Below are 20,603 nucleotides of genomic sequence, written 5' to 3'. Positions count from 1 at the left end.
ACCGCCCGCGCCACGGAAGCCGCGATCCTGTTCGTCCCGCACGTCATCCGGTCCACCGGATTCACCCCCTTCGCGATCTCGATCGCCCGATGACCCGAGCCACCTCCTCACCCTCTGCCGACGGCGCCGATCCACCACGGCAGGACGGACGTGAACGGCCTCGCACGGGGTAGGCGGGCGTCACGACGCGGGGCGGGCCGACGCGCTGCTCGAGGGAAAGTCAGCGAATGCAATTCGACGACGACGCTGCCCTGGACACGTCCGAGGTGCAGGACAACCGTGGTGGAGGGCTGGGCGGCATCCCGGGTGGAGGGAAGACCGTCGGCGGTGGAGTGGTGGGGCTCCTGGTGCTGGTCGCATCGGTGGTCTTCGGGGTGGATCCGGGCCTGTTCGGCTCGGGCGGCACCACCACCTCGCCGGGCACCGGCGGGGGATCGGGTACGTCCGCGGGCGACCTGGCGGCCGACTGCCGGACCGGGGCCGACGCCAACCGCAAGGAACAGTGCCGGATCGTCGCCGTGGTCGACAGCGTCCAGGCGTTCTGGAAGCAGACCGAGACGGCCGCCGGGAAGTCCTACGAACAGGCCCCGACGTTCCTGTTCACCAGCAGCGTGAACACCGGCTGCGGGAACGCCACCTCCGAGGTCGGCCCCTTCTACTGCTCGGCCGATGACAAGGTCTACCTCGACCTGGGATTCTTCAACGACCTGAGCAGCAAGTTCGGCGCCAAGGGCGGGCCCTTCGCGGAGGCCTACGTCATCGCCCACGAATACGGGCACCACATCCAGGACCTCAGCGGCACGATCTCCCGGGGCAGCGGCAGGGGCCAGAACAGCGGCTCGGTGAAACTGGAGCTCCAAGCGGACTGCTACGCCGGAGTGTGGGCCCATCACGCCACGACCACCCCCGACCCCAAGAGCGGAAAACCGCTGATCACCGAGCTGACCCAGGACGACATCGACCGCGGGCTGGACGCGGCCGCCGCCGTCGGCGACGACCGCATCCAACAGCGGTACCAGGGCAAGGTCACGCCCGACACCTGGACCCACGGTTCCGCGAGCCAGCGCCGGCAGTGGTTCTCCACCGGCTACAGCTCCGGCAGCGTCTCCCGGTGCGACACCTTCGCCTGAGGAACGTGCGGAGGCACTTCCGTCACCGCTTCCCGCATCACGGTAACAGCTGTTACCATCCGGCCATGGCGAAAATTCAGCTGGGTGCGCGCGTGAACGAGGACGTCGCGGAGCTCGCGAAGAAGCGCGCCGCCGACCTGGGACTGAGCATCGGGGACTACCTGGCCAGACTGGTCCAGGACGATGCCAGCGGCCTGCGGGCCCGTGCGGTGGACGCGGCCGCCCGCTTCCTGGCCGAACACCAGGCCGTCTTCGACACGGCCGAAGAGGCCCAGCGGACGTCGCGGGGAGCGCACGCGGCCTGATGAACCTGCACATCGACGTTCCCTGGATCCTTCAGGTCGCAGAGGCGGCCGGAGCGGACGATCCAGCACCTGACGACTACGGCGTCCCCGTGTCGGCAGTCGCCCGCCACCGGGCCGAATTGTTCGAACAGGCCATCTACGACGGCCCTTACGCCAAGGCCGCCGCGCTGGTGCACACGCTGGGCCGGTGCCGCTGGCTGGAACGCTCCAACATGGCCGTCGCGGCCGCCTCGGGCGTCATGTACCTGGAGGCGGCCGGGGTTTCCGTCAAACCCGCCCACGGGGATGCCGTCGCCCTCAAGGACCTGCTCCTCGACCCCGCCTGCACGGCGGGGGAAATCGCCGCCCTGCTCCGGACCTGGCCCACCAGCACCTGACGCCCGCGGAACCGGCACGTGCGATGCGCAGGACCGGCAGCCTCGGACGCGTCCCGATCACCCGGCGCGGGCGAGGAGATCCTGCGACAGGTCCCACAGGCGCCGGGCGCCCGCCGGGTCGACGGCGCAGGGCCCTGCCAGGCGGCGGTGAAGGCCGTTGACGGACGCGGGATCGGACGGTGGCCTGTGCGGTCAGGGGACGAGCATTCCGTCCTGCTCGGCCGGCGGCGTGCCGCCGTGCCAGGGCAGCACCTTGCCGAAGCGCACCAACTCGCCGTGGAGCGTGGGGTCGACGTGCTCGGCGAAGACCAGATCGAGGACGGCTTCAGCGGCCCGGGCGGGAGACTGGGCCTCGCTGTAGTCGCTGAACCACGGACGCGAGGTCGCCGTGTCGACCATGCCGGGACAAACGGCCGCGAGGAGTGTCTCGTCGGCCAGGTCCCGAGCGCGCCGTTCCGCGGCGACGGCACGAACGGCGGCGACCTGGGCCACCTTCGAGGGCACGTTCAGCCACAGCGGCCAGCCCGCCTCCGCGGCGGTCCCGTGGTGGATGGCGCTGCGCCACGACTCCACGGCGTACTCGACCTGGTCCAGGCTCGCGCCGTCGAACAAGTGGTGCAACCGGCCGTCGAGGTGTCCGAGCGTGCCCAGACTGCTGGCCACGACGAGCAGCCGGCCGCCCGGGCGCAGCACGGCGCCGAAGGAGCGCAGGATCGCGTGCGTCGCGGTGTTGGAGACGTCGATGAACTCGTCGGCCCGCTCGGCCTGCGACTCCTCGGGAAGCAGACGGGCGACCGCGTTGGAGAGGACGACGTCCACCCCGCCGTGGTGGGTCCGCAGGTCCTCGGCGAGACGGGCGATGCCGTCGGTGTCCGTGACATCCAGGACCCGGCCCTCGACCCGGGCACGAGTGGCGGACGACTGGGTGACTTCCCGGGCGGCGTCCGCCACACGCCGCTGACTGCGACCGGTGAGCAGGACCAGGTCCTGCGGATCCATACGGGCCGCCAGCCCTTCGGCCAAGGCCCGGCCGAGTCCCTGATTGGCCCCCGTGACGAGGGCGATGCGTGAAGTCGTCATACGTCCACGCTAGAAACGGCGGATCCATGAGTCCAACGAAAGTTCGGCACAGCTAGCATGCGGAAACATCATGGACTTCACCGATGTGTCACTGACCGCGCTGCGCGTGCTGCGCGCCGTGGCCGAACAGGGAACCTTCACCGCGGCCGCGGCTTCGCTCGGCTACACCCAGTCCGCGGTCTCCCGGCAGATCGCCGCGATCGAGCGAGCGGCGGGCACGGAACTGCTGGAGCGGCGGCGCGACGGGGCCCGTCTCACGCCCGCGGGCCGCGTCGTCATGCGCCGTGCGACGGTCGTCCTCGACGAGATCGCCGCGACCGCCAGGGAACTGTCCGGCCTGCCGGAGCAGACCGGGACGGTCCGTCTGGGATGGGTGCCCAGCGCGGGCGCCGTGCTGCTGCCCCGAGCCCTTGCCGCACTGCGCGAAAGCGACCCCGGACTGGAGGTCGTCGGCCGTGAGGGCGGCACCCCCGCACTGGTCCGCGCGCTGCGGGCGGGCAGCCTCGATCTGGCCCTGCTCGCCTCGGCACCGCCGTTCCGCGCGCCGGACACCGAGTCGCCCCCGCTGACCCTGCAGACGCTCGCCGAACGCCCTCTGCGTCTCGCGGTGCCCGCCACGCACCCCCTCGCCCGCGGTGCGTACGTGGACGTGGCCGATCTCCGGGGGCAGCGCTGGATCGCCGGCTCCTCCTCGGGAGAGGACCGCCTGATGGGCGTGTGGCCTGGCCTGGACGAGCGTCCCGAGATCGCCCACACCGCCCGCGACTGGCTGGCCAAACTCCATCTCGTCGCCGCAGGGTGCGGATTGACCACCCTTCCGGCCTCGCTCGTCTCCGCCGTACCTCCCGGAGTACGCGTGCTCCCCGTCCGAGGTGGCCCGCAAGAACAGCGGCGACTGCTCCTGGCCCGCCTGCCCGCCCCGCCGGCCCAGGCCGTGACACGTGTGGCCGCCGTCCTCCGCGCGACGGCGCTCGACACCCACCTGCCCCTTCCCTCCGCATGAGCACGCGGGTGCGCCGGCCCGGACCCGCCCTGCTCATGCCGTCTCGAACGGTTCCGGCGAGTTGCCCGCCGTATCGCTCGGTGCGACCGTACGGACTCCCGCTTCCGGCGCCTCCAGACCTGAGAGGAAGCGGGTCGCGTTGCGTATATAGGGCTGGACAGTGAGACAGGGCCGAGGCCCCGGGCACAGGCGCGCTTCGCGGGCTGTCGCCGGGACGACGGCGCCGCGTTGGAGGGGTGGAGCGGGATGGTGCGCGTGGTCAGGGGATCGAGTCGGGACGGCAGTCCGCGGCGGCGTGATCAGTTCGCTCAGCCGCGGGGGGAGAGGGACGTCATGACGAGTGCGAAGACCGACTGGAGAGAGAACTCCGCCTGCGGCAGCTCCGATGCGGACGACCTGTTCGCGGACAGTCCGCGCCAGAAGCGGGCCAAGATGATCTGCATGCGGTGTCCGGTGCGCACCGAGTGTCTGGCTGAAGCCCTCGACGAGCGGATCGAGTTCGGGGTGTGGGGCGGCATGACCGAGCGGGAGCGCAGAGATCTGCTGCGGCGCAAGCCGGACGTCACTTCCTGGCTCTACGTACTGGAAGCGGGCCGGGACGACGTGGTGTCCCGGGCCGGCTGAGGACGCGAAGGGCGCGCTCGCACGGAACAAGAGCCCAAGGGGCTGAAGGGTCCGGAACCCTGGAAACGCCCCTCAGCGCTGTTCGCACCGACGCCCCCGTCGCGCGAGTACGCGACGTCACCAACGGTGATCAGCAGCACTGCGGCGATCCTGACCGCGCCCCTCGGAATCGAGGTCAGGATCTCCGCACGGCAGCGTACGAGCAAGCACCGACAGAGCCGCCGATCAGGAATCCGGACCGGAACGGGAGTCCAGGCGGACGTCGTGCGCGTCGGTCCGCCGCGTCGTCGGCACGGATCAAGTGGCCCGCGCCGTGGCACCGTTGATCAGGGTCCACCCGTAGTCACCGCCGATGAAACCGCCCCCGATCTCGTTGATCTCGGTCCTCCCGTCGTCGGTGACGCCGATGAGGAGCACGTCGGTGCCGCACCGCTGCGCGGCGACGTTGCGGATGCCGCTGCCGTAGGTGAGCGCGTGCCACCCGCCGGTGTTGTAACCGCCCCACGACACCTCGGTGTTCTGGTACGCCGCGTCACCGAAGACCCCGAAGAACGCGAACTCCTGGTAGGAGGTGGGGGCTACGGAGATGTCCGTGAGCACTCCCTGATTCGTGAACATCTGGGCCCACGGCGACCAGCCGGACCCGGGGCTGGTGGCGTTCACGGTGGTCTGCCGGCGGTGGAACGGGGTGCCATTGAAGTTGAAGCCGTCGATCTCGATCGTCCCGTCCGCGTGGGTTCCCGCGACGATCTTGTTCAGGAGGCCGTCCATCTGCTGCCAGCCGTTCCAGTTGTCCACCGAAGGCTGTTGCTGGGAGCGGGTCCAGATCGTACCGGCGGAGTTGGTGCCAAAGATCTGGAGGGTTCCGTTCTGGTTGCGCGCCACGGAGATCGAGTTGAGGACGCCGTCGATGTTCCGCCATGCCGACCACGTGCCCGACCCGGGACTCGTCTGCGCGCGCGAGTAGATCAGCCCGTTCCGGTCGAGGGCGAACAGTTCGATCCGCCCGTCGGCTTCGGCCGCCGCCGCCACGGACGTCAGGGGTGCGGGGGTGTCGTATTCGGCGGTCCAGTCCGGGGCCGGCTGCCCCGGGACGATGTGGGTGGTGTGCAGCCCGCCCTGTGCGTCGACGGCGAACGCCTGGACCCCCTTCGAGGCGTCCGTCTCGTCCTGGGATGCCATGGCGACCGAGGAGCCGGGCACGGGGGCGACCGTGGGAAGACCGTTGCCGGGACGCACCGTGTCGTCGGTCTGGCGGTGGGTGTAGTAGACCTTGCCGGTGTTCACCGAGGTCGCGTCGCACAGTCCGTCGCCGTTGACGTCGCGGAACCGGAGGTCGGCGATGCGTTCGTTCGACTGGTTGAGGTAGACCCAGTGCTGGTCGCCGGCGCTGGTGGCGAACCACCAGGTCAGGCCGGTGGTCATGAAGGGGTCGGTGATGCCGTCGCCGTCGAAGTCGCAGGTTCGCTGGTTGTCCCGGTTCGCCCCCAGGATGTTCCCGCCGTTGTCGTGCAGACCGGTCTCGGTCTGGTCCAGCGCGCCGTTGGTGAACGTGGTCGACCACCGGACCGTGTGGGCGAAGACGTTGTTCTCGACGTCGAAGCCGTCCGTGGGCGTGCCGCGCAGCTTGATCTCGGTCGAGTTGGTGGAGGGGAAGGAGTTGTAGGCGATGTCGGCGTACTCGCCTGCGGGCCCGCACTGGTAGTTGGAGCAGTCCCCGCGGCCGTGCATGTCGATGAGGTGCTCGTAGTGGTCCCAGCCCAGCAGCGAGAAGCCGAGCCCGGGTGACTCCATGAGGTTGCGGTACACCAGGTACCCGGTGCCCGGCCGGCCGTCACCGGTGACCGAGTGGCGGTTGGCCTGGAACTCGTTCTTCTCGATCAGCGCGTAGGCGCCGTTGTTGAGGGCCACCCCGTACCCGGCGCCGTGGTGGCTGCCGAACGCGTCCTCGATGCCGTCCATGGTGGGGTGCTGGTTGTCATGGATGTAGTTGTCGTGCACCCACACCGTGTCGGCGTTGGCACGGTTGATCCGGTTGCCCGGATCCTGGACGTTGATGGCCGCGCCGCGCCACCGGGCGAACTCGTCGTGGTCGATCTGCACGTTCTGGCTGGACCAGATGTCGATCCCGTCGGCGTCCGTGGTACCCACCGACGCCCGGGGGTCCATCGGCTCCCCGCCGTCGAACCTGATCCCGCTGATCCGCACGTTGTCAGCGGTCCCGCCGTTGCTGTCCCCGATGGTGAGCAGCGCGCGCGGGAACGTCGTCGTGAAGATGCGCGGCCCTTTCGCGACGACCGTACGATCGCCGATGATCCGAACCCCGGGTGCCACCGGTATGGCCGACAGGCCGCTCAGATCAAGATTCACGGTCCCGGCGATCACCACTGTCGCGTCGGGGGTGCCGACCGCCTGGACGAACTGGTTCTGCTGGTCGTCCGAAGTGATGCTGAAGGCCTGCGAGTTCGACGCGCCGTCAGCGGCCCCCGCGGGCACGCCGGCCGCGGCGGTGCCGCCGGACACGGCCAGCGAGGCCACCAGGGCCCCGACCACTGCGAACAGCAGGCTCTTTCTCGACATATCCATCCCTGTCCCGGTTCTCGGCCCATGTGCTGATGCGGTGGAGCCGACCCGTCCGAAGCCGCGCGCCCTCAAGAAGTGCGCGGCCTGAGCAACCCCGCGTGACCACCTGAGGGTTGGGCGTTCCACTCCGTTCCTTGCCGTTCCATGCGACCGACAGGGCCTCGCGATCCGCGGTGAACGCGGCCGCGGTGAGGTGCGGTCCGTCCGTGCCTGGTTCGAGCTGAGGGATGCTCGCGAAGCAGATGCCGCAAAAGGCTGGCGGCAGGCACGTCCTTCGCCGCGTACAGCCGCTTCTTCACGGGCTACGTGAACTTCGACGGCCACACCGACTTCCCAGCCGGCGACGCCAAGGACGTCGTCAACGCCGCCGGCACACACTGCCGCGGCCGCCTGCGGAAGCCGCCCGCGGGCGGCAGGAAGGCAGACGCCGATCGGCTGCCGGGCTCAGGACAAAGAGGGAAGGATTTTCGACTTCGGGGGTCGCGCGATTTTCGGGCTGACGCCGTAGTCCTGCCAGGTCGTGGTGAAGACGTGCTTCCCGTCATGGCCCACGACCCGCAGCGGCACCGGTTCACCAGTGGTGGCGAGGTACACGGTGCTCTTCACGTCGCCCTGTTCAGCCTTCACGGCCAGGACGGGCCGTCCGTTCACGCGGGTCTCGGCCCCCTTCGTGAATACCATGTGCTGCTGCTTCAGCACGGAGAAACGCATGTGGCAGGACGCGCTGGTGCGCTGTGCCAGCGTTCCGGCGAATCCCGGCGAGCTGACCTCGACCGGCAGGTACCGGCCCGGCTCCACCGAGGCGCCTGTGCGGTCGGCCAGCTGCGTGCTCCGCCGCCGGGGGCTGATCCAGATCCGTCCCCCGAGGGTGGTGAAGTGCCAGGCGAAACCCTGCTCGTCGGTGAACAGGCCCGTGCAACTGTCGCCGCCGTGCAGCGTATGGACGTCGACGAGCGTGCGACCCCCCGACAACTGCACGGTGTGCACCGACGCCGCGTCCAGCGCCTTGTCCACGCGCGTGAAGATGCGGTCCACCGACTGCTTCTCGATGCCGTTGGGCTTGCCGTCCGAGTGGTCGCCGTTCGCTGAGCAGCCGGCCGTCATCGCGAGGACGGTCAGGCCGGCACCGAGCTCGTACAACACCCGTCTGCCACGCCTCAGCCCCACCAAAGCCCCCACCATCCCCATGAGTCCCGCCGACCTTCGCAGACTCTAGTCGAGCTCAGGTTCGGAAGATCGCGTACGCGGACTGCGGCTGAGCCGGCGGCCGACCGCTCCGGAGGATCGCCCGAGGTCATCAGGGGCGTGCCCGTGTCCAGCCGGCCCTCGACCAGCCGTCACACCGACCTCTCCCCGGCGTGCGGTCTTTGCTCAACTGCCCGTGGGGTGAGGGGCCTTGGCGGCGTCAGGCAGGCATGACCTCTCGATCACGGGTAACCCGAAAGAGACTGAAAGGTCAGAGGCGACGCAAGGCGACAATCCGGGAGAAGAGTGATGACGAGCTACAGCGGAAGCGGTGCGCAGCGTACGAGCCGGACCAACGGTCTGGCTGTCGCGGGACTGGTCTGCGGCATCGTCGGCCTGTTCATCCTGCCGATCGTCCTGGGACCCCTGGCGATCGTCTTCGGTGCCGTCGCGCTGCGTCAGACCGGCGGCGCCATGCCCAAGTGGGACATCGGCCTGGGTGTGGCCGACATCCTGCTCATGGTCGTGATGTTCGTCGTCGCCGCGAACAATGGCGGCAGTGTCTTCTGGCACGTCGGCTGACCCGGCCGGTACGTCGGACAGCCGCGGCTTCACGGCTCCAGGTCACCGCGCCCGCGCCGCCCCGCCGAGGGGTGGCGCGGGCGCGGTGCCGAGGCCCGGCCGAACGCACTGGTCGTCCGGGTGGCGGACGACCAGGGGTGTGATTCGGGCGCCTGCCCGCACGGGCCCGGGGTACCCGGCTCCTGCACGGAGCTGAGCGGGTGACGGCAAGGGGAGTGAAGGCAGTGACAGTCAAAGCCATGGGTTGGGCGCACTCGTTCGCGGTATCGGGAGGCGTGCGGGCCGGACGGCACTGGACACGCAACCATCTCCGGTCCCTGCCATGGGCCGCCGAAGAACCGGACACGGCTGACGCGGTCGTCCTCTGCGTGTCCGAACTGCTCACCAACGCGCACGTCCACGCCCACAGCGACGCCCATCTCGTCCTCACCTGGGACGGCGACTGCCTGCACGTGAGCGTCCACGACGAGGACCCCACCCTGCCCCGTCAGCGCGACCCGGAGGCCGGTGCGACGTCCGGACGGGGGATGGGCATCGTACAAACCCTCGCTGACGACTGGAGCATGAAGTGCCAGCGGCACGGCAAGACCGTGACCGCATGCTTCCGCCCCGCCGCCGCGCACTGAGAGACAGAGGACCCGGCGCGCGTGCCGACCCGCCCCGCCGGACAGGGAAGCACCTGCTGAGCGCGGTTGCGGTGGGGGAGCGGTCGGGCGAGACCCTGTCACCGTCCGCCGCGACGCCCGCACGACCTCCCTTCCAGTCCCCAACTCCGCGCATCGTCGGGCGAATTCGCATTTGACGCTGATGGAGTGCGGGGATGAGGATCTGATCAACGGCAGTCTGATCACGGAGGCATGCATTCATGAGACCGACCCGCGCCGCTCTGCTCGTCGTGGCCACCGCACTCACCCCGGCCCTCCTCTTCACCGGCCCGGCGTTCGCCGCCGGCCCCCAGGCCCCGGCGACCAGCGTGTCGGCCACGTCCGACACCCCCGTGGACGAGATGTCGGAGGCCGAACTGCGCACCGCGATATCCGACCTCCTGGCGGACGCGGGCAGCGGCGTGGCAGTCGTCCGAGAGGCGAACGAGGCCCTCAACGGCACCGTGGAGGACATGCGCGCCTTCCTGAAGACCGGCTACCGACTGGCCCGGGCCGAGGACGACCAAGTCGCGGTCGCCCACATTCTGTTCGTGGCGACGGCCAACGGCGACAAGCGGGTGATCCGGGAGGCGAACCAGCTCCTCGACGACCCCTCCCCGGAAGCGCTGCGCACATGGCTGGAGACCGGCTACCTACTGGCTCAGGCCGAGGACGACCGGGTGGCGATCGCCCACATTCTGTTCCTGGCGCGGGCCAACGGCGACAAGCGGGTGGCCCAGGAGGCCAACGAGGTTGTCGGCGGTACTCCGGAAGCGCTGCGCGCCTTCAGAGTGACGGGCTATCGCCTGGCCCAGGCCGAGGACGACGCCGTCTACATCTTCCGTCTGCTCGCGGACCCGAAGACCAGCGCCGCTGTCCGCGCCGCGGCCGAGGCAGCCCTCGACGACGGCTCCCCGGAGGCACTGCGCCACTTCCGCACGGTGGGTCAGTACGAGGTCGGCGCCTAGTCAGTCGTGTCCGACCCGTTCCCGTCGGGTCAGCGCGTGGTGTCCGGCGCGGCACCTCGCAAGGTGGCGGAGCTCCCGCGTACCAGGGGTACTCGGGGTGATCCGACAACGTGGCGAGGTGCCGCGCCGGACACCGACCATCCGACGGGAGCACGGGAGCACGGGAGCACGGGAGCACGGGAGCACGGGACTTCGCCAGGCGTCGGGGTGCCAGTGTTGTGGCAGGCGTCCGGCCCGGACCGGAGGTGAGGGGTGACGGCGGTGTCTGGCGGCGCGGCGTCAGCGGACGATCCTGACTGGGAGCCGGACGAGCACGTGCGGTTCGCCCGCTACCGTAGGGCGTTCGACGAGGTGGGCCCGGCGGATGCGGCCGCCCTCATCACCCATGTACTCACCGATCCGGACCAGGGGATGGCGAACAGCGCCGTCTGCGAGTACCTCGACAGGCGGGCCGCCGAACTGCTCACGGATCCCGGCTATCCCGCCTGGCACTTGGAGATGACCGGCCCTGTCGGAGTGGACGACTTCTCCACAAGGCGCCTCGACGAGTGGACCTTGCTGCGGGCGATGACTCTGGGCGAGCCGTGGGACGCCGGGAACCTGCTCGCCGCCTCCAACTGGCTACAGCTCCACGCCGCCGAAAAGTCCTCGGCCGTGACCGCTCTGGAGGTTCTCGCCGAGAGCGGCCGCACTCGCCGCATCCGCAACATCGCCAAGTCCCGGCTGTCCGCCGCCCAGCGGTCGATGCCGGCCGGGCCGGAGCGCCGAGCCGCCGGCCCTTCGGCGTGAGAAGGCGCAAAGGGCGCCCCGTTGCCCCGATGCGCAGCCGGCTGCGGCCTTCCGCTCCAGCCATGCCTTCGGACATCTCACGGCGCGAGCAAGTAGGACGGCATCGAGTGGCAGCGCGGACGCTTGAGGGACCGCCCGCCTGAGCGGGACCGGGAACGCCCCCCGTGGCCACTCGACCTGGTGAGGGCCGGTACGAGACTCAACCCGTCGGAGGATCCGAGATTCCGTCCTCCTCCGGCTTGACGCATGCCGATATCGGAATATGGTCGGCCTCATGGCACGAGCAGCGACGACGTCGGACGTCTTCAACGCGATCGCCGAGCCGCAGCGCCGGGAGATCCTGCTCCTGCTGCGGGCGGGTGAGCGGCCGGTGACCGAGTTGGCCCAGGAGCTGGGGATGACCCAGCCGGGAGCGTCCAAACACCTGCGGGTTCTCCGGGAGGTCGGGCTGGTGCGGGACCGCAAGGCAGGCAAGCAGCGCTTGTACGGCCTGGACGCCCGCGGGCTGCGACCGGTCCACGAGTGGACCGGCGGGTTCGAGCGGTTCTGGAACGAGAGCTTCGACCGGCTGGACGAGTACGTGCAGGACCTCGAGCGGGCAGCACAGGAGGAGTGACCGATGGCAGCGACAGGACGGGACACGCCGGCGCGAGCAGCGACGGCCGACCGGGAGATCGTGATCTCCCGGGTCATCGGTGCCCCACGGGAGCTGGTGTTCGAGGCGTTCACCGAGGTACGGCACCTGTCCCGGTGGTGGGGCCCGGAGGGGTTCACCACCACCACACGGGCGTTCGAGTTCCGCGTCGGCGGGGCGTGGGACTTCGTGATGCACGGACCGGACGGGACGGACTACCAGGAGTGGATCTCCTGGACCGAGATCGCCCCGCCGTCACGGATCGCGCTGCTCCACGGCGAGTCCCACGGCGACCCGAACGCCTTCGAGTCGACCCTCACCTTTACGCCGGACGGCGAGGCGACCCGGATCGAGATGCGCACGGTCTTCCCCACCAAGGAGCTGCGCGACGAAGCGGTCGAGAAGTACCACGCGATCGAGGGCGGCCGGCAGACCATGGACAACCTGGCCGCCTACGTCGCCGAGATCGTTCGACAGGGAGCGGAGGACTGATGGCCGGCAAGGTGTTCTTCAGCGTGACGATGTCGCTGGACGGCTTCATCGCGCCCGAGTCCCCGAAGGACCTGATGGGGCAGAAGTGGAGGGAACTGCAGCAGTGGGTCTTCCCGCAGCGGTTCTTCCGGGAGAACCTGGGGCTCGGCGAGGGCGGCGAGGAAGGCCGCGACAACCAGATCATGCGGGAGACGTTCGAGCGCACCGGCGCGAGCGTCATGGGCAAGCGCATGTTCGACGCCGGCGAGCACGCGTGGCCGGAGGAGGCGCCGTTCCACACGCCGGTCTTCGTCGTGACGCACGAGAAGCGCGACCCCTGGGAGCGGGCCGGCGGGACCACCTTCCACTTCGTCGGCGACGGCATCGAGACCGCGCTCGACCAGGCGCGCGAGGCCGCCGGTGATCGCGACGTCCGCGTCGCGGGCGGCGGCGCGACGATCCTGGAGTACCTGAACGCCGGCCTGATCGACGAGTTCTCGATCGCGCTGTCACCCGTGCTGTTCGGTTCAGGGATCCGCCTGTTCGAGGGCGTGGACGCGACTCGCGTCGCCCTGGAGCCGGTCCACGCGGAGCCCTCCCCAAGGGTGACGCACCTGACCTACGCCGTCAGGGAGCGGTGACCGTCCCGGACGGGATGGACCGTGGGACGCAGTTCGAGCAGGCCGGGGCACCTACGCGATCAGTGCCAACTGTCCTGAATTCCCTTGGTCTCACCGGTCCCCAGAAGATTTTTCAGGAACCGGCCCGGCGCTCCGAGGAACTCGCGTGTCAGACGCACCGGGAGGGCCTGGTCGAATTCGACCTGCTCCAGCCCGCCCTCGTCGGAGATCTCCATGATCGTGGCACCGGGGAGGGCGAGTAGTACCGGTGAGTGTGTGGCCACGAGGAACTGACTTCCCTGCGCGGCGAGTTCGTGCATGCGGGCCAGGAGGGCCAGGCAGCTTTGGACGGAGAGGGCGGCCTCCGGCTCGTCCAGCAGATACAGTCCCCGGGGTCCGAAACGGTGGGTGGCCAGATCGAGGAACGATTCCCCGTGGGAGCGCTCGTGCGGGGAGACCCCGCCGTAGGCCGGCAGCAGTGGCCGTCCCCCGGCCACGTCGAGCCTCTCGATCTCACTGGCCACGTTGTAGTAGGACTCCGCCCGCAGGAAGAAGTCGGTACGCGGCTTGCGGATCTCCCAGGTCAAGATCAGGTGGTCACCCAACTCGGACTCGGTGGCCCGGGTGGCGAACCGGAAGTTACGGCTGCCGCCCTCGGGATTGAACCCCGCCGCCACCGCGATCGCCTCGATCAGCGTCGACTTTCCCGCGCCGTTCTCACCCACCAGGAACGTGACCCCCGGTGGCAGGGTGAGTGCGCCTGCACGGGCCAGTTGCCGCACAGCCGGAAGGCTGAAGGGGTACCGGCTGTTGTCGACGTCCGGGGTCAGCCGGACCTGCTGGATGAACCTGCCGTTCGCGGAGGTCATGAGGGGCGGGCCACGCTTGCGGTCAGGGTCGTGGCCCGACGCCTGTTCGGTGGCGAGAGTTCGTCGTTGGCCACGTGGGACTCCCGAACATTCTGACCTCTGACTGCAAGGCGGAAGGCTGCGTTTCCGGGTCACGCTACAGGCCCTCGCCGACGGTCCGGGGGAAGCGTGTCCTGAGCGCGCACCCGGCGGACGCGGGCCCGGGCCGGCCGCCCGGGCCCGTATATGCGTCGCGTTCAGCGGTTCACCGACCAGGGAGGACATAACGGGCGCTCCGGGTCCGTGCAGCTCAGACGTCTTCACTCTTTGAAGCCATATCGCGACCGGGGAAAGCCTGCCGCCCGATTTCGTTCACAGCCTTGACGTGTCAGCAACAAGGCCGTAACCATCAGTCATCCGGAGAGCGCTCTCTCGTTCGGCGACCAACCCACAGGAGACGCCGTGAGTGGAAGACCCCCGTACCGCTTATTCCGCCGTCCCACCGCACGTTCGCCCCGAACCGTGCTGTTCACCGTCGTCACGGCTCTGCTGGCGACCTGCCTGCTGGCCCTGGTGCAGGCACCCGCACAGGCGGCCGGAACCCTGCTGTCGCAGGGAAAGCCCGTCACCGCTTCGTCCACCGAGAACGTCGGCACCCCCGCCTCCGCCGCGGTGGACGGCGACGCCGGTACGCGCTGGTCCAGCGCCGCCGCCGACCCGCAGTGGCTGCAGGTCGATCTGGGCTCGACCTCCACGGTCAACCAGGTCGTCCTGAACTGGGAGAGCGCCTACGCCACGGCCTACAAGATCCAGACGTCGGCGGACGGCGCATCCTGGACCGACATCTACTCGACCACCACGGCCACCGGCGGCACGCAGACACTGACCGTCAACGGCACCGGCCGCTACGTCCGTATGTACGGCACGGCGCGTGCCACCCAATACGGCTTCTCGCTCTGGGAGTTCCAGGTCTACGGCACCAGCGGCAGCGGCGGCACCGGATGCTCCACCACCAACGCGGCGCTGAACAAGCCCGCCACCGCCTCGTCCACCGAGAACGCCGGCACCCCCGCGTCGGCCGCCGTCGACGGCAGGACCGACACCCGCTGGTCGAGCGCCGCCGCCGAACCGCAGTGGATCCAGGTCGACCTCGGCGCCACGCAGAGCATCTGCGGCGTTCAGCTCAGCTGGGAGGCCGCCTACGGGAAGGCGTACCAGATCCAGGTCTCCGACAACGGCACCAACTGGACCACCGTCTACCAGACTTCCACCGGTGTCGGCGCCACCGAACTTCTCACCCTGACCGGCTCCGGCCGCTACGTCCGCATGAACGGGACGACCCGGGCCACCCAGTACGGCTTCTCGCTCTGGGAGTTCCAGGTGTTCACCACCGGGACCACCCCGCCACCGGGCGGCGGCAACGCGGTGCTGCTCTCCTACAAGAAGCCCGCCACCGCCTCCAGCGCGCAGGACGACGCGCAGTGCGGCGGCTGCACCCCCGCCAAGGCCTTCGACCACGACCCGGCCACCCGCTGGGCCACGGCCGCCGGCAGCGGCTGGACCGACCCGCAGTGGATCAGCGTCGACCTCGGCGCGAGCGCGCACGTCACCCAGGTCGTCCTGCAATGGGACCCGGCCTATGCCAGTGCCTACAGGGTCCAGGTCTCGGCCGACAACACGAACTGGACCGACGTCTACTCGACGACCACCGGCACGGGGTTCAAGCAGACCCTGAACGTCGACGGCACCGGCCGGTACGTGCGGATGTACGGCACGGCGCGCGGCACGGCGTACGGCTACTCCCTGTGGACCTTCGACGTGTTCGGTACCGGGGGCAGCCCGACGGCCCCGCCGCCCGACCCGTCCGACCCGGGCAACCCCCAACGCGTCGTCTTCCAGGACGACTTCAACACGCCGGCCGGTACCACGCCGGACGCCTCGAAGTGGACCCAGGACACCGGCCCCGGTGTGAACGGCGAGCTGGAGTACTACACCAACGGCAGGAACACCACGATGGACGGCGCCGGGAACCTCGTCATCGAGGCACGCAAGGAGGCCACCCCGGGCTCCAGTTGCCCCACCGATCCGCTGACCGGCTCCACCACCTGCCAGTACACCTCGGGCCGAATCAACACCTCCGACCACTTCAACTTCACCTACGGACATGTCGAGTCGCGGATCAAGGTGACCGGCACACAGGGACTGTGGCCCGCGTTCTGGCTGCTGGGGTCCAACTTCAAGACCGGTACCCCGTGGCCGGCCTGCGGTGAGATCGACATCATGGAGCACATCGGCAAGGTGCCCGACACCGTCTACTCGACCCTCCACGCGCCGGCCTACAACGGCGGCGGCGGCTTCGGCTCGCCGTACCAGGTCGCGGGCAGTGACTTCTCGTCCGCCTTCCACACCTACGCGCTGGACTGGGACTCCAGCCACATGACCTTCACGGTCGACAACAACGCCTTCTTCACCGTCGCCCGCTCCACACTGGAGACGACGAAGGGCCCGTGGGTCTACGACCACCCCTTCTACATGATCCTCAACAATGCGGTGGGCGGCGACTGGCCGGGTGCCCCGAACGCCACCACCGTCTTCCCGCAGAAGATGCTGGTCGACTACGTGCGCGTCTCGCAGTAGCCGAGCGGTCCCACTCGGTCCGGCCCGTGTGCCGGGATGCCCCGCGCATCCCGGCACACGGGCCGGACGGCCGGGGCGTCGGACGTCGCCAGGTGGTAGTGTCCCGCTCTTCGCCAGGTTCTCCTGCGCGGAGTCCCCTCGGTAGGTCGTGGCATGTCCGATCCTCTTGACCCTGATCCGTACACGATGTGGCGACACGCGCTGGCGGAGGCCGACCGGGTCTTCGCGTCACCGCCCGAACTCGACCGGCCGGTGGAAGGCTGTACTTACTGCACCCCGGAGTCGGACCTGCGCATTCTCGGCGGCGATCCCGCTGCCGTGCCGGACGACGTCCTCGGGCACTTCATGCGTGAGGTCGTCAGCCACTGGGAAGCGGACCAGTATCCCGTCCTGTGGCGTCGTCTCATGCCCCGAGCACTGCGCTACTGGGGGCCTGAGGGCCATGGCACCGATCCGTCCGCGGAACTCGGTCATCTCGGCCCGCACGGTGCCGAGTTCGCCGACTGGCCCGCGCCCGAACGCGCGGTTGTGGAACAGGCCTTCCGCGCACTGCTGGCGATCGCACTGGTTGACGGTCTGCCCGCTTCGCGCGTCACCGACCTCCTGGAGGGAATCGCTCACGCGACGGGGGACATGGAGCCGTGGCTGGAGCACCTTGCCGGGCTTGCCGGTCCCGAGGCGGACGCCGGGTTCGTCCGCCTCGCTCTCGACTGGGGGACCGACCTTCTCTGGGACGATCTCCAGTTCGCCTGGTGGTACGACGGGGACCCGCAGGTGATCGCCACCTGGCTGCCCACGCAGCGAGCCCGCATCGCCGCCTTCGCCACGCGGCATCCGCGCTGCAAGACCGCGGCCGACGCGCTGATCGCGGTCGACCGGCTCCGGGACGGTGACCACAGCCCCTGGCTCTATCCCCACGGCATGAACGAGTCGCTCAGGCTGGCGCCCGGAGTGGACTGAGGCTGATCACCCATCGGACAGGGCTGTCCGATCAACTGACCGTCCTGCCAGAGACTTACACCTCCCGGCGCCCGCCGGTGGCCGTCGTCAGGGGCGCGAGCAGGCCAACGGGCAAGAGGTCACGACGATTTCTGACGGGAGTGCAGGTCGCGGGTGGCAAGGCGCTGCCCGTCGGTGTCGGCGACGACGAGGTTCCAGGCCGTTGCGTCACCGTCGTCGCCGTCCCACCAGCGCGCGAAGTCCTGGGCCAGGCGGCGCGCGCCGGGCCCGTCGGCTCCCGCGGTGTACGTGGTGGTGAGGTCGACGTCGTATTCGCCGGCGTCGAGGTGGACCAGCGTGACCCCGGTGAGGTGGCGGGCGGAGTCCGCGGCCCCGTTCGTCCGCGCCCAGCCCGCGAAGCGGTGGAGCAGGTCCGTGTCCGGCTCGCGCCGGGTGACGGGGCCGCTCGGCGGGTTGGGGGTGCTGTTTCCGCTGCCCTGCTTGCAGCCCAGGACCCATGCTCCCCGGTCGAGGTCCACCACCGCCGCGGGCTTCGCGGTGAGGGCGCGGCGGACGCACCCACCGTTCACCTCGCGTACCGCGGAGCCCTTGCCGCCGTCCTCGAACAGCCGCTTGCCCAGGGCGAATCCCGCGTCGTACGCCTGTCGGTAGCCGGGCGCGGAGGCGGACGGCCGACCGGTCCCGCCGGACGGCGCGGCTGACGGCCGGGCGGAGTCGCCCGTGGAATCGCACGCGGTCGCGGCCAGGCAGGCTCCTACGACGAGACCGAGCGCGCGGGCCCGCCGGATCGAGCCGGTGGAGGGGTGAGGTGTCGTCGCCATACCGGGTCAGATGCCTTTTCGGGACCAGAGGTTGCTCGGCCGTACCGGATGGCGTTATTTCGCAAGAAGATTCGGCATGAGGGGATGTCATTGCTAGGGTCGGCGGCTCGCACAAGATCCGGATCTCTGACCACGGTCCGGAACGACCATATGGAGGGGGACATGAGGCTGAGACACAGCCTTGTCACCGTGACCGCGGTGACCGCCGCAATCGCCTTGTCCGGACTCACCTTGTCCGCGTCCGCCTGGGCCGGGCCGACGCCCGGCACCGCGTCCGCCGGAACCACTTCGCCTGCCGGTTCGTCCACTTCGCCTGCCGGTTCGTCCACTTCGCCCGCCGATTCGTCCGCACCGTCCGCCGGTCCGTCCGCTTCGCCGACCGTGACACCCCGTACGACCCCCGGGGCGTCACCCTCGGAGACCACCACCGGCCCTGCCGGCCCTTCGGCCCCGTCACCGACGGGTGTGAACGGCTCGGCGGCCGAGAGCCCGTCCGGCACCGGCACGCCCACACCCACCACGCCTCCCACGAGCGGCGCCCCGGACGACGATTCCGACTCGCTGTCCGAGCTGGAGGAGTACTGGACGCCCGAGCGCATGGCCGAGGCTCTGCCCGTACGTGAGGACCAGGCCCGCGAGGCCGGGCTGTCCGCCGCGCAGCGCAGGAAGCTGCTGCGGTCGCCGTCGCACACGTTCGAGGGTGTCAAGGAAGTCGGTACGTTCTACTGGGACGAGCGCCGGGACGGCGAGCTCTATCACCGCTACTGCGCGGGCACCGTGGTGCCGTCGCCCGGCAAGGACCTGGTCCTGACCGCGGCGCACTGCTTCGACAGCCAGGACCAGCACACGAAGCAGGTCTTCGTGCCGAAGCACAGCAAGGACCACCCGGCCCCGTACGGGCTGTTCCCCATCAAGGTCGGGCAGATCTATGCCGACCCGCGCTATCTGCGCCGCGGCGGTGATCACGACAACACCGACCTGGACTTCGCCATCCTCAAGACCGAGCCCCGGTCCGACGGCAAGAAGCTCCAGGACGTCGTCGGCGCCCTTCCGATCGGCTACGACACCGGCTTCGACCACCCCAGGACCCGGGTGATCGGCTACCCGTGGCTGGACAACGGCGACCCGCACTACCACCCGAAGCAGGACCCGCTGGACTGCGTCTCGCCGATGAAGAAGTTCACGACCGGAGACGAGGGCGGCTGGAAGGGCGGCACGTTCTCGCAGATCGACTGCGACGGCTACGTGTCCGGCACGTCCGGCGGACCGTTCATCGTCGGCGGCGACGATCCGAAGGTCGTCGGCGTGACCGGCGGCTGGCAGACGGGCGGGCACAGCGCCGACACCTCGTACTCCTCGTACTTCGACAGCGACCTGAAGCGGATCTACGACGCCGCGGTGGCCGGACGGCAGCCGACGCCGATCGTGCTGCCGGCGGCGTCCACCTGGAAGCACGCCAAGGACATCGCCTCCGGCTACTTCGCGCTGAACGGGCCGGTCTCCGAGGACCACATGGACATGGTCGTCCTGTGGTCCGACGGCGAGCTGACCATCTACCGGGGCGCCGGAAAGGGGCTGAACTACTTCGACAAGGAGATCCGCGTCCAGGGGCCGAACAAGCTCTGGGCGGACCATGCCGTGCAGGTCGTCGCGGGCGACTTCACCGGCGACAACGGCTCCGACCTGATGGTCCGCTGGTCCGACGGCGAACTCACCCTGTATCCCTCGGTGGACGAGAGCGGCTTCCACGGCGAGAAGCGGCTGATGCCGCCGAACGACACGTGGAAGCACGCCGAGGCCCTGACCGCAGGTCGCTACGGCGGCAACAAGTGGCAGGACGACCTGGTGGTCCGCTGGTCGGACGGCGAACTGACGCTCTATCAGAACACCGGCACGAGCCTGGGCAGGGAGACCAAGGTCGTCAACCCGAACAAGCTGTGGGAGCACGCCGTGGAGATCGGTTCCGGCGACTACACCGGAACCGACACCTGGGACCTGGTGGTGCGTTGGTCAGACGGCGAAGTGACCTGTTATGACGACTTCACCGGCACCGGCGACAGCTGGGGCGAGCACCGGTGGAAGGCGCCGAACAGTCTGTGGGAGCACGCCATGCTCGTCACCGGCGGCGACTTCAGCGACAACCCGTGGCCGGACGACACCCTCGTCCGCTGGTCCGACGGCGAACTGAGCCTGTACACCGAGGGCAACGCGTCGGGCCTCGGTGACGAGCACCAACTCGTCGCGCCCTGAGGCCTCTTACGGCTCCCGCGGGGCCCCGCACCCGCGGGGGTGGGGGGGCCCCGGCGCAGGGGGGGGCCGGGGGGGTATAAACAACTGTCGCG

At 69.7% G+C, this 20,603-nt stretch carries 20 protein-coding genes and 1 pseudogene; 16 read left to right on the top strand and 5 right to left on the bottom strand.

Annotated elements, in window-relative coordinates; all coding sequences use genetic code 11:
• From ACFV2J_RS37410 to ACFV2J_RS37395, 4 genes and pseudogenes are all read left to right on the top strand, one after another.
• Positions 1–93: pseudogene (locus ACFV2J_RS37410) on the top strand (NADP oxidoreductase); the annotation flags it as partial.
• 134 nt (positions 94–227) lie between these two features.
• Positions 228–1,130, top strand: coding sequence for a neutral zinc metallopeptidase (locus ACFV2J_RS37405; RefSeq protein WP_385090850.1), 903 nt, complete (start codon positions 228–230; stop codon positions 1,128–1,130).
• A gap of 65 nt (positions 1,131–1,195) precedes the next feature.
• The gene (locus ACFV2J_RS37400; protein WP_385090853.1) at positions 1,196–1,435 is read left to right on the top strand and encodes a hypothetical protein; all 240 of its coding nucleotides are present in this window, start codon (positions 1,196–1,198) and stop codon (positions 1,433–1,435) included.
• Positions 1,435–1,812 (top strand): fic family toxin-antitoxin system, toxin component, encoded by a 378-nt coding sequence (locus tag ACFV2J_RS37395; protein WP_385090856.1) that lies wholly within the window; start codon positions 1,435–1,437, stop codon positions 1,810–1,812. Before ACFV2J_RS37400 ends, ACFV2J_RS37395 begins: the two co-directional genes overlap by 1 nt.
• 192 nt (positions 1,813–2,004) lie before the next feature.
• Here ACFV2J_RS37395 and ACFV2J_RS37390 read toward each other — a convergent pair whose 3' ends face one another.
• On the bottom strand, positions 2,005–2,892 hold the full coding sequence (locus tag ACFV2J_RS37390; RefSeq protein WP_385442926.1) for an SDR family NAD(P)-dependent oxidoreductase: 888 nt from the start codon (positions 2,890–2,892) through the stop codon (positions 2,005–2,007).
• A 70-nt stretch (positions 2,893–2,962) separates the two neighbouring features.
• Between ACFV2J_RS37390 and ACFV2J_RS37385 the strand changes: the two genes are divergently transcribed.
• Together ACFV2J_RS37385 and ACFV2J_RS37380 are read left to right on the top strand one after the other, a co-directional pair.
• On the top strand, positions 2,963–3,895 hold the full coding sequence (locus ACFV2J_RS37385) for a LysR family transcriptional regulator (protein WP_385090862.1): 933 nt from the start codon (positions 2,963–2,965) through the stop codon (positions 3,893–3,895).
• Positions 3,896–4,228: 333 nt separating this feature from the next.
• Entirely contained in the window at positions 4,229–4,519 is a 291-nt protein-coding gene (locus ACFV2J_RS37380) for a WhiB family transcriptional regulator (protein WP_385442923.1), read from the top strand.
• A 297-nt stretch (positions 4,520–4,816) separates the two neighbouring features.
• Here the strand turns inward: ACFV2J_RS37380 and ACFV2J_RS37375 are convergent, their stop codons facing one another.
• A complete protein-coding gene (locus ACFV2J_RS37375) occupies positions 4,817–7,099 on the bottom strand; it encodes a tectonin domain-containing protein (protein WP_385096426.1) in 2,283 nt (760 codons plus the stop codon).
• A gap of 447 nt (positions 7,100–7,546) precedes the next feature.
• Positions 7,547–8,245 carry a hypothetical protein gene (locus tag ACFV2J_RS37370; RefSeq protein WP_385096423.1) on the bottom strand — a complete coding sequence of 233 codons (699 nt, stop codon included), beginning with the start codon at positions 8,243–8,245 and terminating at the stop codon, positions 7,547–7,549.
• 351 nt (positions 8,246–8,596) lie between these two features.
• Here ACFV2J_RS37370 and ACFV2J_RS37365 point away from each other — a divergent pair, with 351 nt between their 5' ends.
• The 7 genes from ACFV2J_RS37365 (at position 8,597) to ACFV2J_RS37335 (ending at position 13,016) form a co-directional block, all read left to right on the top strand.
• The gene (locus ACFV2J_RS37365; RefSeq protein WP_385096420.1) at positions 8,597–8,869 is read left to right on the top strand and encodes a hypothetical protein; all 273 of its coding nucleotides are present in this window, start codon (positions 8,597–8,599) and stop codon (positions 8,867–8,869) included.
• A gap of 224 nt (positions 8,870–9,093) precedes the next feature.
• Positions 9,094–9,495, top strand: a complete 402-nt coding sequence (locus ACFV2J_RS37360; RefSeq protein ID WP_385098307.1) for an ATP-binding protein — start codon at positions 9,094–9,096, stop codon at positions 9,493–9,495.
• A gap of 239 nt (positions 9,496–9,734) precedes the next feature.
• Positions 9,735–10,481, top strand: a complete 747-nt coding sequence (locus ACFV2J_RS37355) for an ALF repeat-containing protein (RefSeq protein ID WP_385098309.1) — start codon at positions 9,735–9,737, stop codon at positions 10,479–10,481.
• A gap of 252 nt (positions 10,482–10,733) precedes the next feature.
• Positions 10,734–11,270, top strand: coding sequence for a hypothetical protein (locus tag ACFV2J_RS37350; RefSeq protein WP_385095139.1), 537 nt, complete (start codon positions 10,734–10,736; stop codon positions 11,268–11,270).
• Positions 11,271–11,544: 274 nt separating this feature from the next.
• Entirely contained in the window at positions 11,545–11,886 is a 342-nt protein-coding gene (locus tag ACFV2J_RS37345; protein WP_385095142.1) for an ArsR/SmtB family transcription factor, read from the top strand.
• A gap of 3 nt (positions 11,887–11,889) precedes the next feature.
• Positions 11,890–12,396, top strand: a complete 507-nt coding sequence (locus tag ACFV2J_RS37340; protein WP_385442916.1) for an SRPBCC family protein — start codon at positions 11,890–11,892, stop codon at positions 12,394–12,396.
• On the top strand, positions 12,396–13,016 hold the full coding sequence (locus ACFV2J_RS37335; RefSeq protein WP_385095149.1) for a dihydrofolate reductase family protein: 621 nt from the start codon (positions 12,396–12,398) through the stop codon (positions 13,014–13,016). Before ACFV2J_RS37340 ends, ACFV2J_RS37335 begins: the two co-directional genes overlap by 1 nt.
• Positions 13,017–13,075: 59 nt before the next feature.
• Here the strand turns inward: ACFV2J_RS37335 and ACFV2J_RS37330 are convergent, their stop codons facing one another.
• Complete coding sequence (locus tag ACFV2J_RS37330) at positions 13,076–13,864, bottom strand: AAA family ATPase (protein ID WP_385095152.1); 789 nt, start codon at positions 13,862–13,864, stop codon at positions 13,076–13,078.
• A 501-nt stretch (positions 13,865–14,365) separates the two neighbouring features.
• Here ACFV2J_RS37330 and ACFV2J_RS37325 point away from each other — a divergent pair.
• Positions 14,366–16,480: a discoidin domain-containing protein gene (locus ACFV2J_RS37325; protein ID WP_385095155.1), complete on the top strand. Its 2,115-nt coding sequence runs from the start codon at positions 14,366–14,368 to the stop codon at positions 16,478–16,480.
• 153 nt (positions 16,481–16,633) lie between these two features.
• Positions 16,634–17,440, top strand: a complete 807-nt coding sequence (locus ACFV2J_RS37320) for a hypothetical protein (RefSeq protein ID WP_385096920.1) — start codon at positions 16,634–16,636, stop codon at positions 17,438–17,440.
• Between the two features lie 119 nt (positions 17,441–17,559).
• Here ACFV2J_RS37320 and ACFV2J_RS37315 read toward each other — a convergent pair whose 3' ends face one another.
• A complete protein-coding gene (locus tag ACFV2J_RS37315; RefSeq protein ID WP_385096918.1) occupies positions 17,560–18,261 on the bottom strand; it encodes a hypothetical protein in 702 nt (233 codons plus the stop codon).
• Positions 18,262–18,726: 465 nt separating this feature from the next.
• Between ACFV2J_RS37315 and ACFV2J_RS37310 the strand changes: the two genes are divergently transcribed.
• Complete coding sequence (locus tag ACFV2J_RS37310) at positions 18,727–20,511, top strand: trypsin-like serine peptidase (RefSeq protein ID WP_385096916.1); 1,785 nt, start codon at positions 18,727–18,729, stop codon at positions 20,509–20,511.
• Positions 20,512–20,603: the final 92 nt, after the last annotated feature.

This window comes from Streptomyces sp. NPDC059668, assembly GCF_042734135.1.
In the GTDB taxonomy this organism is placed as follows: domain Bacteria; phylum Actinomycetota; class Actinomycetes; order Streptomycetales; family Streptomycetaceae; genus Streptomyces.
This window is presented reverse-complemented; position numbering and strand designations above follow the sequence as displayed.

Excerpts from the sequence above, each read along its gene's own strand:
- ACFV2J_RS37380 (WP_385442923.1), top strand. The coding sequence starts at position 4,229 with ATGACGAGTGCGAAGACCGACTGGAGAGAGAACTCCGCCTGCGGCAGC.
- ACFV2J_RS37400 (WP_385090853.1), top strand. The coding sequence starts at position 1,196 with ATGGCGAAAATTCAGCTGGGTGCGCGCGTGAACGAGGACGTCGCGGAG.
- ACFV2J_RS37405 (WP_385090850.1), top strand. The coding sequence starts at position 228 with ATGCAATTCGACGACGACGCTGCCCTGGACACGTCCGAGGTGCAGGAC.
- ACFV2J_RS37320 (WP_385096920.1), top strand. The coding sequence starts at position 16,634 with ATGTCCGATCCTCTTGACCCTGATCCGTACACGATGTGGCGACACGCG.
- ACFV2J_RS37335 (WP_385095149.1), top strand. The coding sequence starts at position 12,396 with ATGGCCGGCAAGGTGTTCTTCAGCGTGACGATGTCGCTGGACGGCTTC.
- ACFV2J_RS37330 (WP_385095152.1), bottom strand. The coding sequence starts at position 13,864 with ATGACCTCCGCGAACGGCAGGTTCATCCAGCAGGTCCGGCTGACCCCG.
- ACFV2J_RS37345 (WP_385095142.1), top strand. The coding sequence starts at position 11,545 with ATGGCACGAGCAGCGACGACGTCGGACGTCTTCAACGCGATCGCCGAG.
- ACFV2J_RS37365 (WP_385096420.1), top strand. The coding sequence starts at position 8,597 with ATGACGAGCTACAGCGGAAGCGGTGCGCAGCGTACGAGCCGGACCAAC.
- ACFV2J_RS37355 (WP_385098309.1), top strand. The coding sequence starts at position 9,735 with ATGAGACCGACCCGCGCCGCTCTGCTCGTCGTGGCCACCGCACTCACC.
- ACFV2J_RS37390 (WP_385442926.1), bottom strand. The coding sequence starts at position 2,892 with ATGACGACTTCACGCATCGCCCTCGTCACGGGGGCCAATCAGGGACTC.
- ACFV2J_RS37375 (WP_385096426.1), bottom strand. The coding sequence starts at position 7,099 with ATGTCGAGAAAGAGCCTGCTGTTCGCAGTGGTCGGGGCCCTGGTGGCC.
- ACFV2J_RS37395 (WP_385090856.1), top strand. The coding sequence starts at position 1,435 with ATGAACCTGCACATCGACGTTCCCTGGATCCTTCAGGTCGCAGAGGCG.
- ACFV2J_RS37340 (WP_385442916.1), top strand. The coding sequence starts at position 11,890 with ATGGCAGCGACAGGACGGGACACGCCGGCGCGAGCAGCGACGGCCGAC.
- ACFV2J_RS37385 (WP_385090862.1), top strand. The coding sequence starts at position 2,963 with ATGGACTTCACCGATGTGTCACTGACCGCGCTGCGCGTGCTGCGCGCC.
- ACFV2J_RS37315 (WP_385096918.1), bottom strand. The coding sequence starts at position 18,261 with ATGGCGACGACACCTCACCCCTCCACCGGCTCGATCCGGCGGGCCCGC.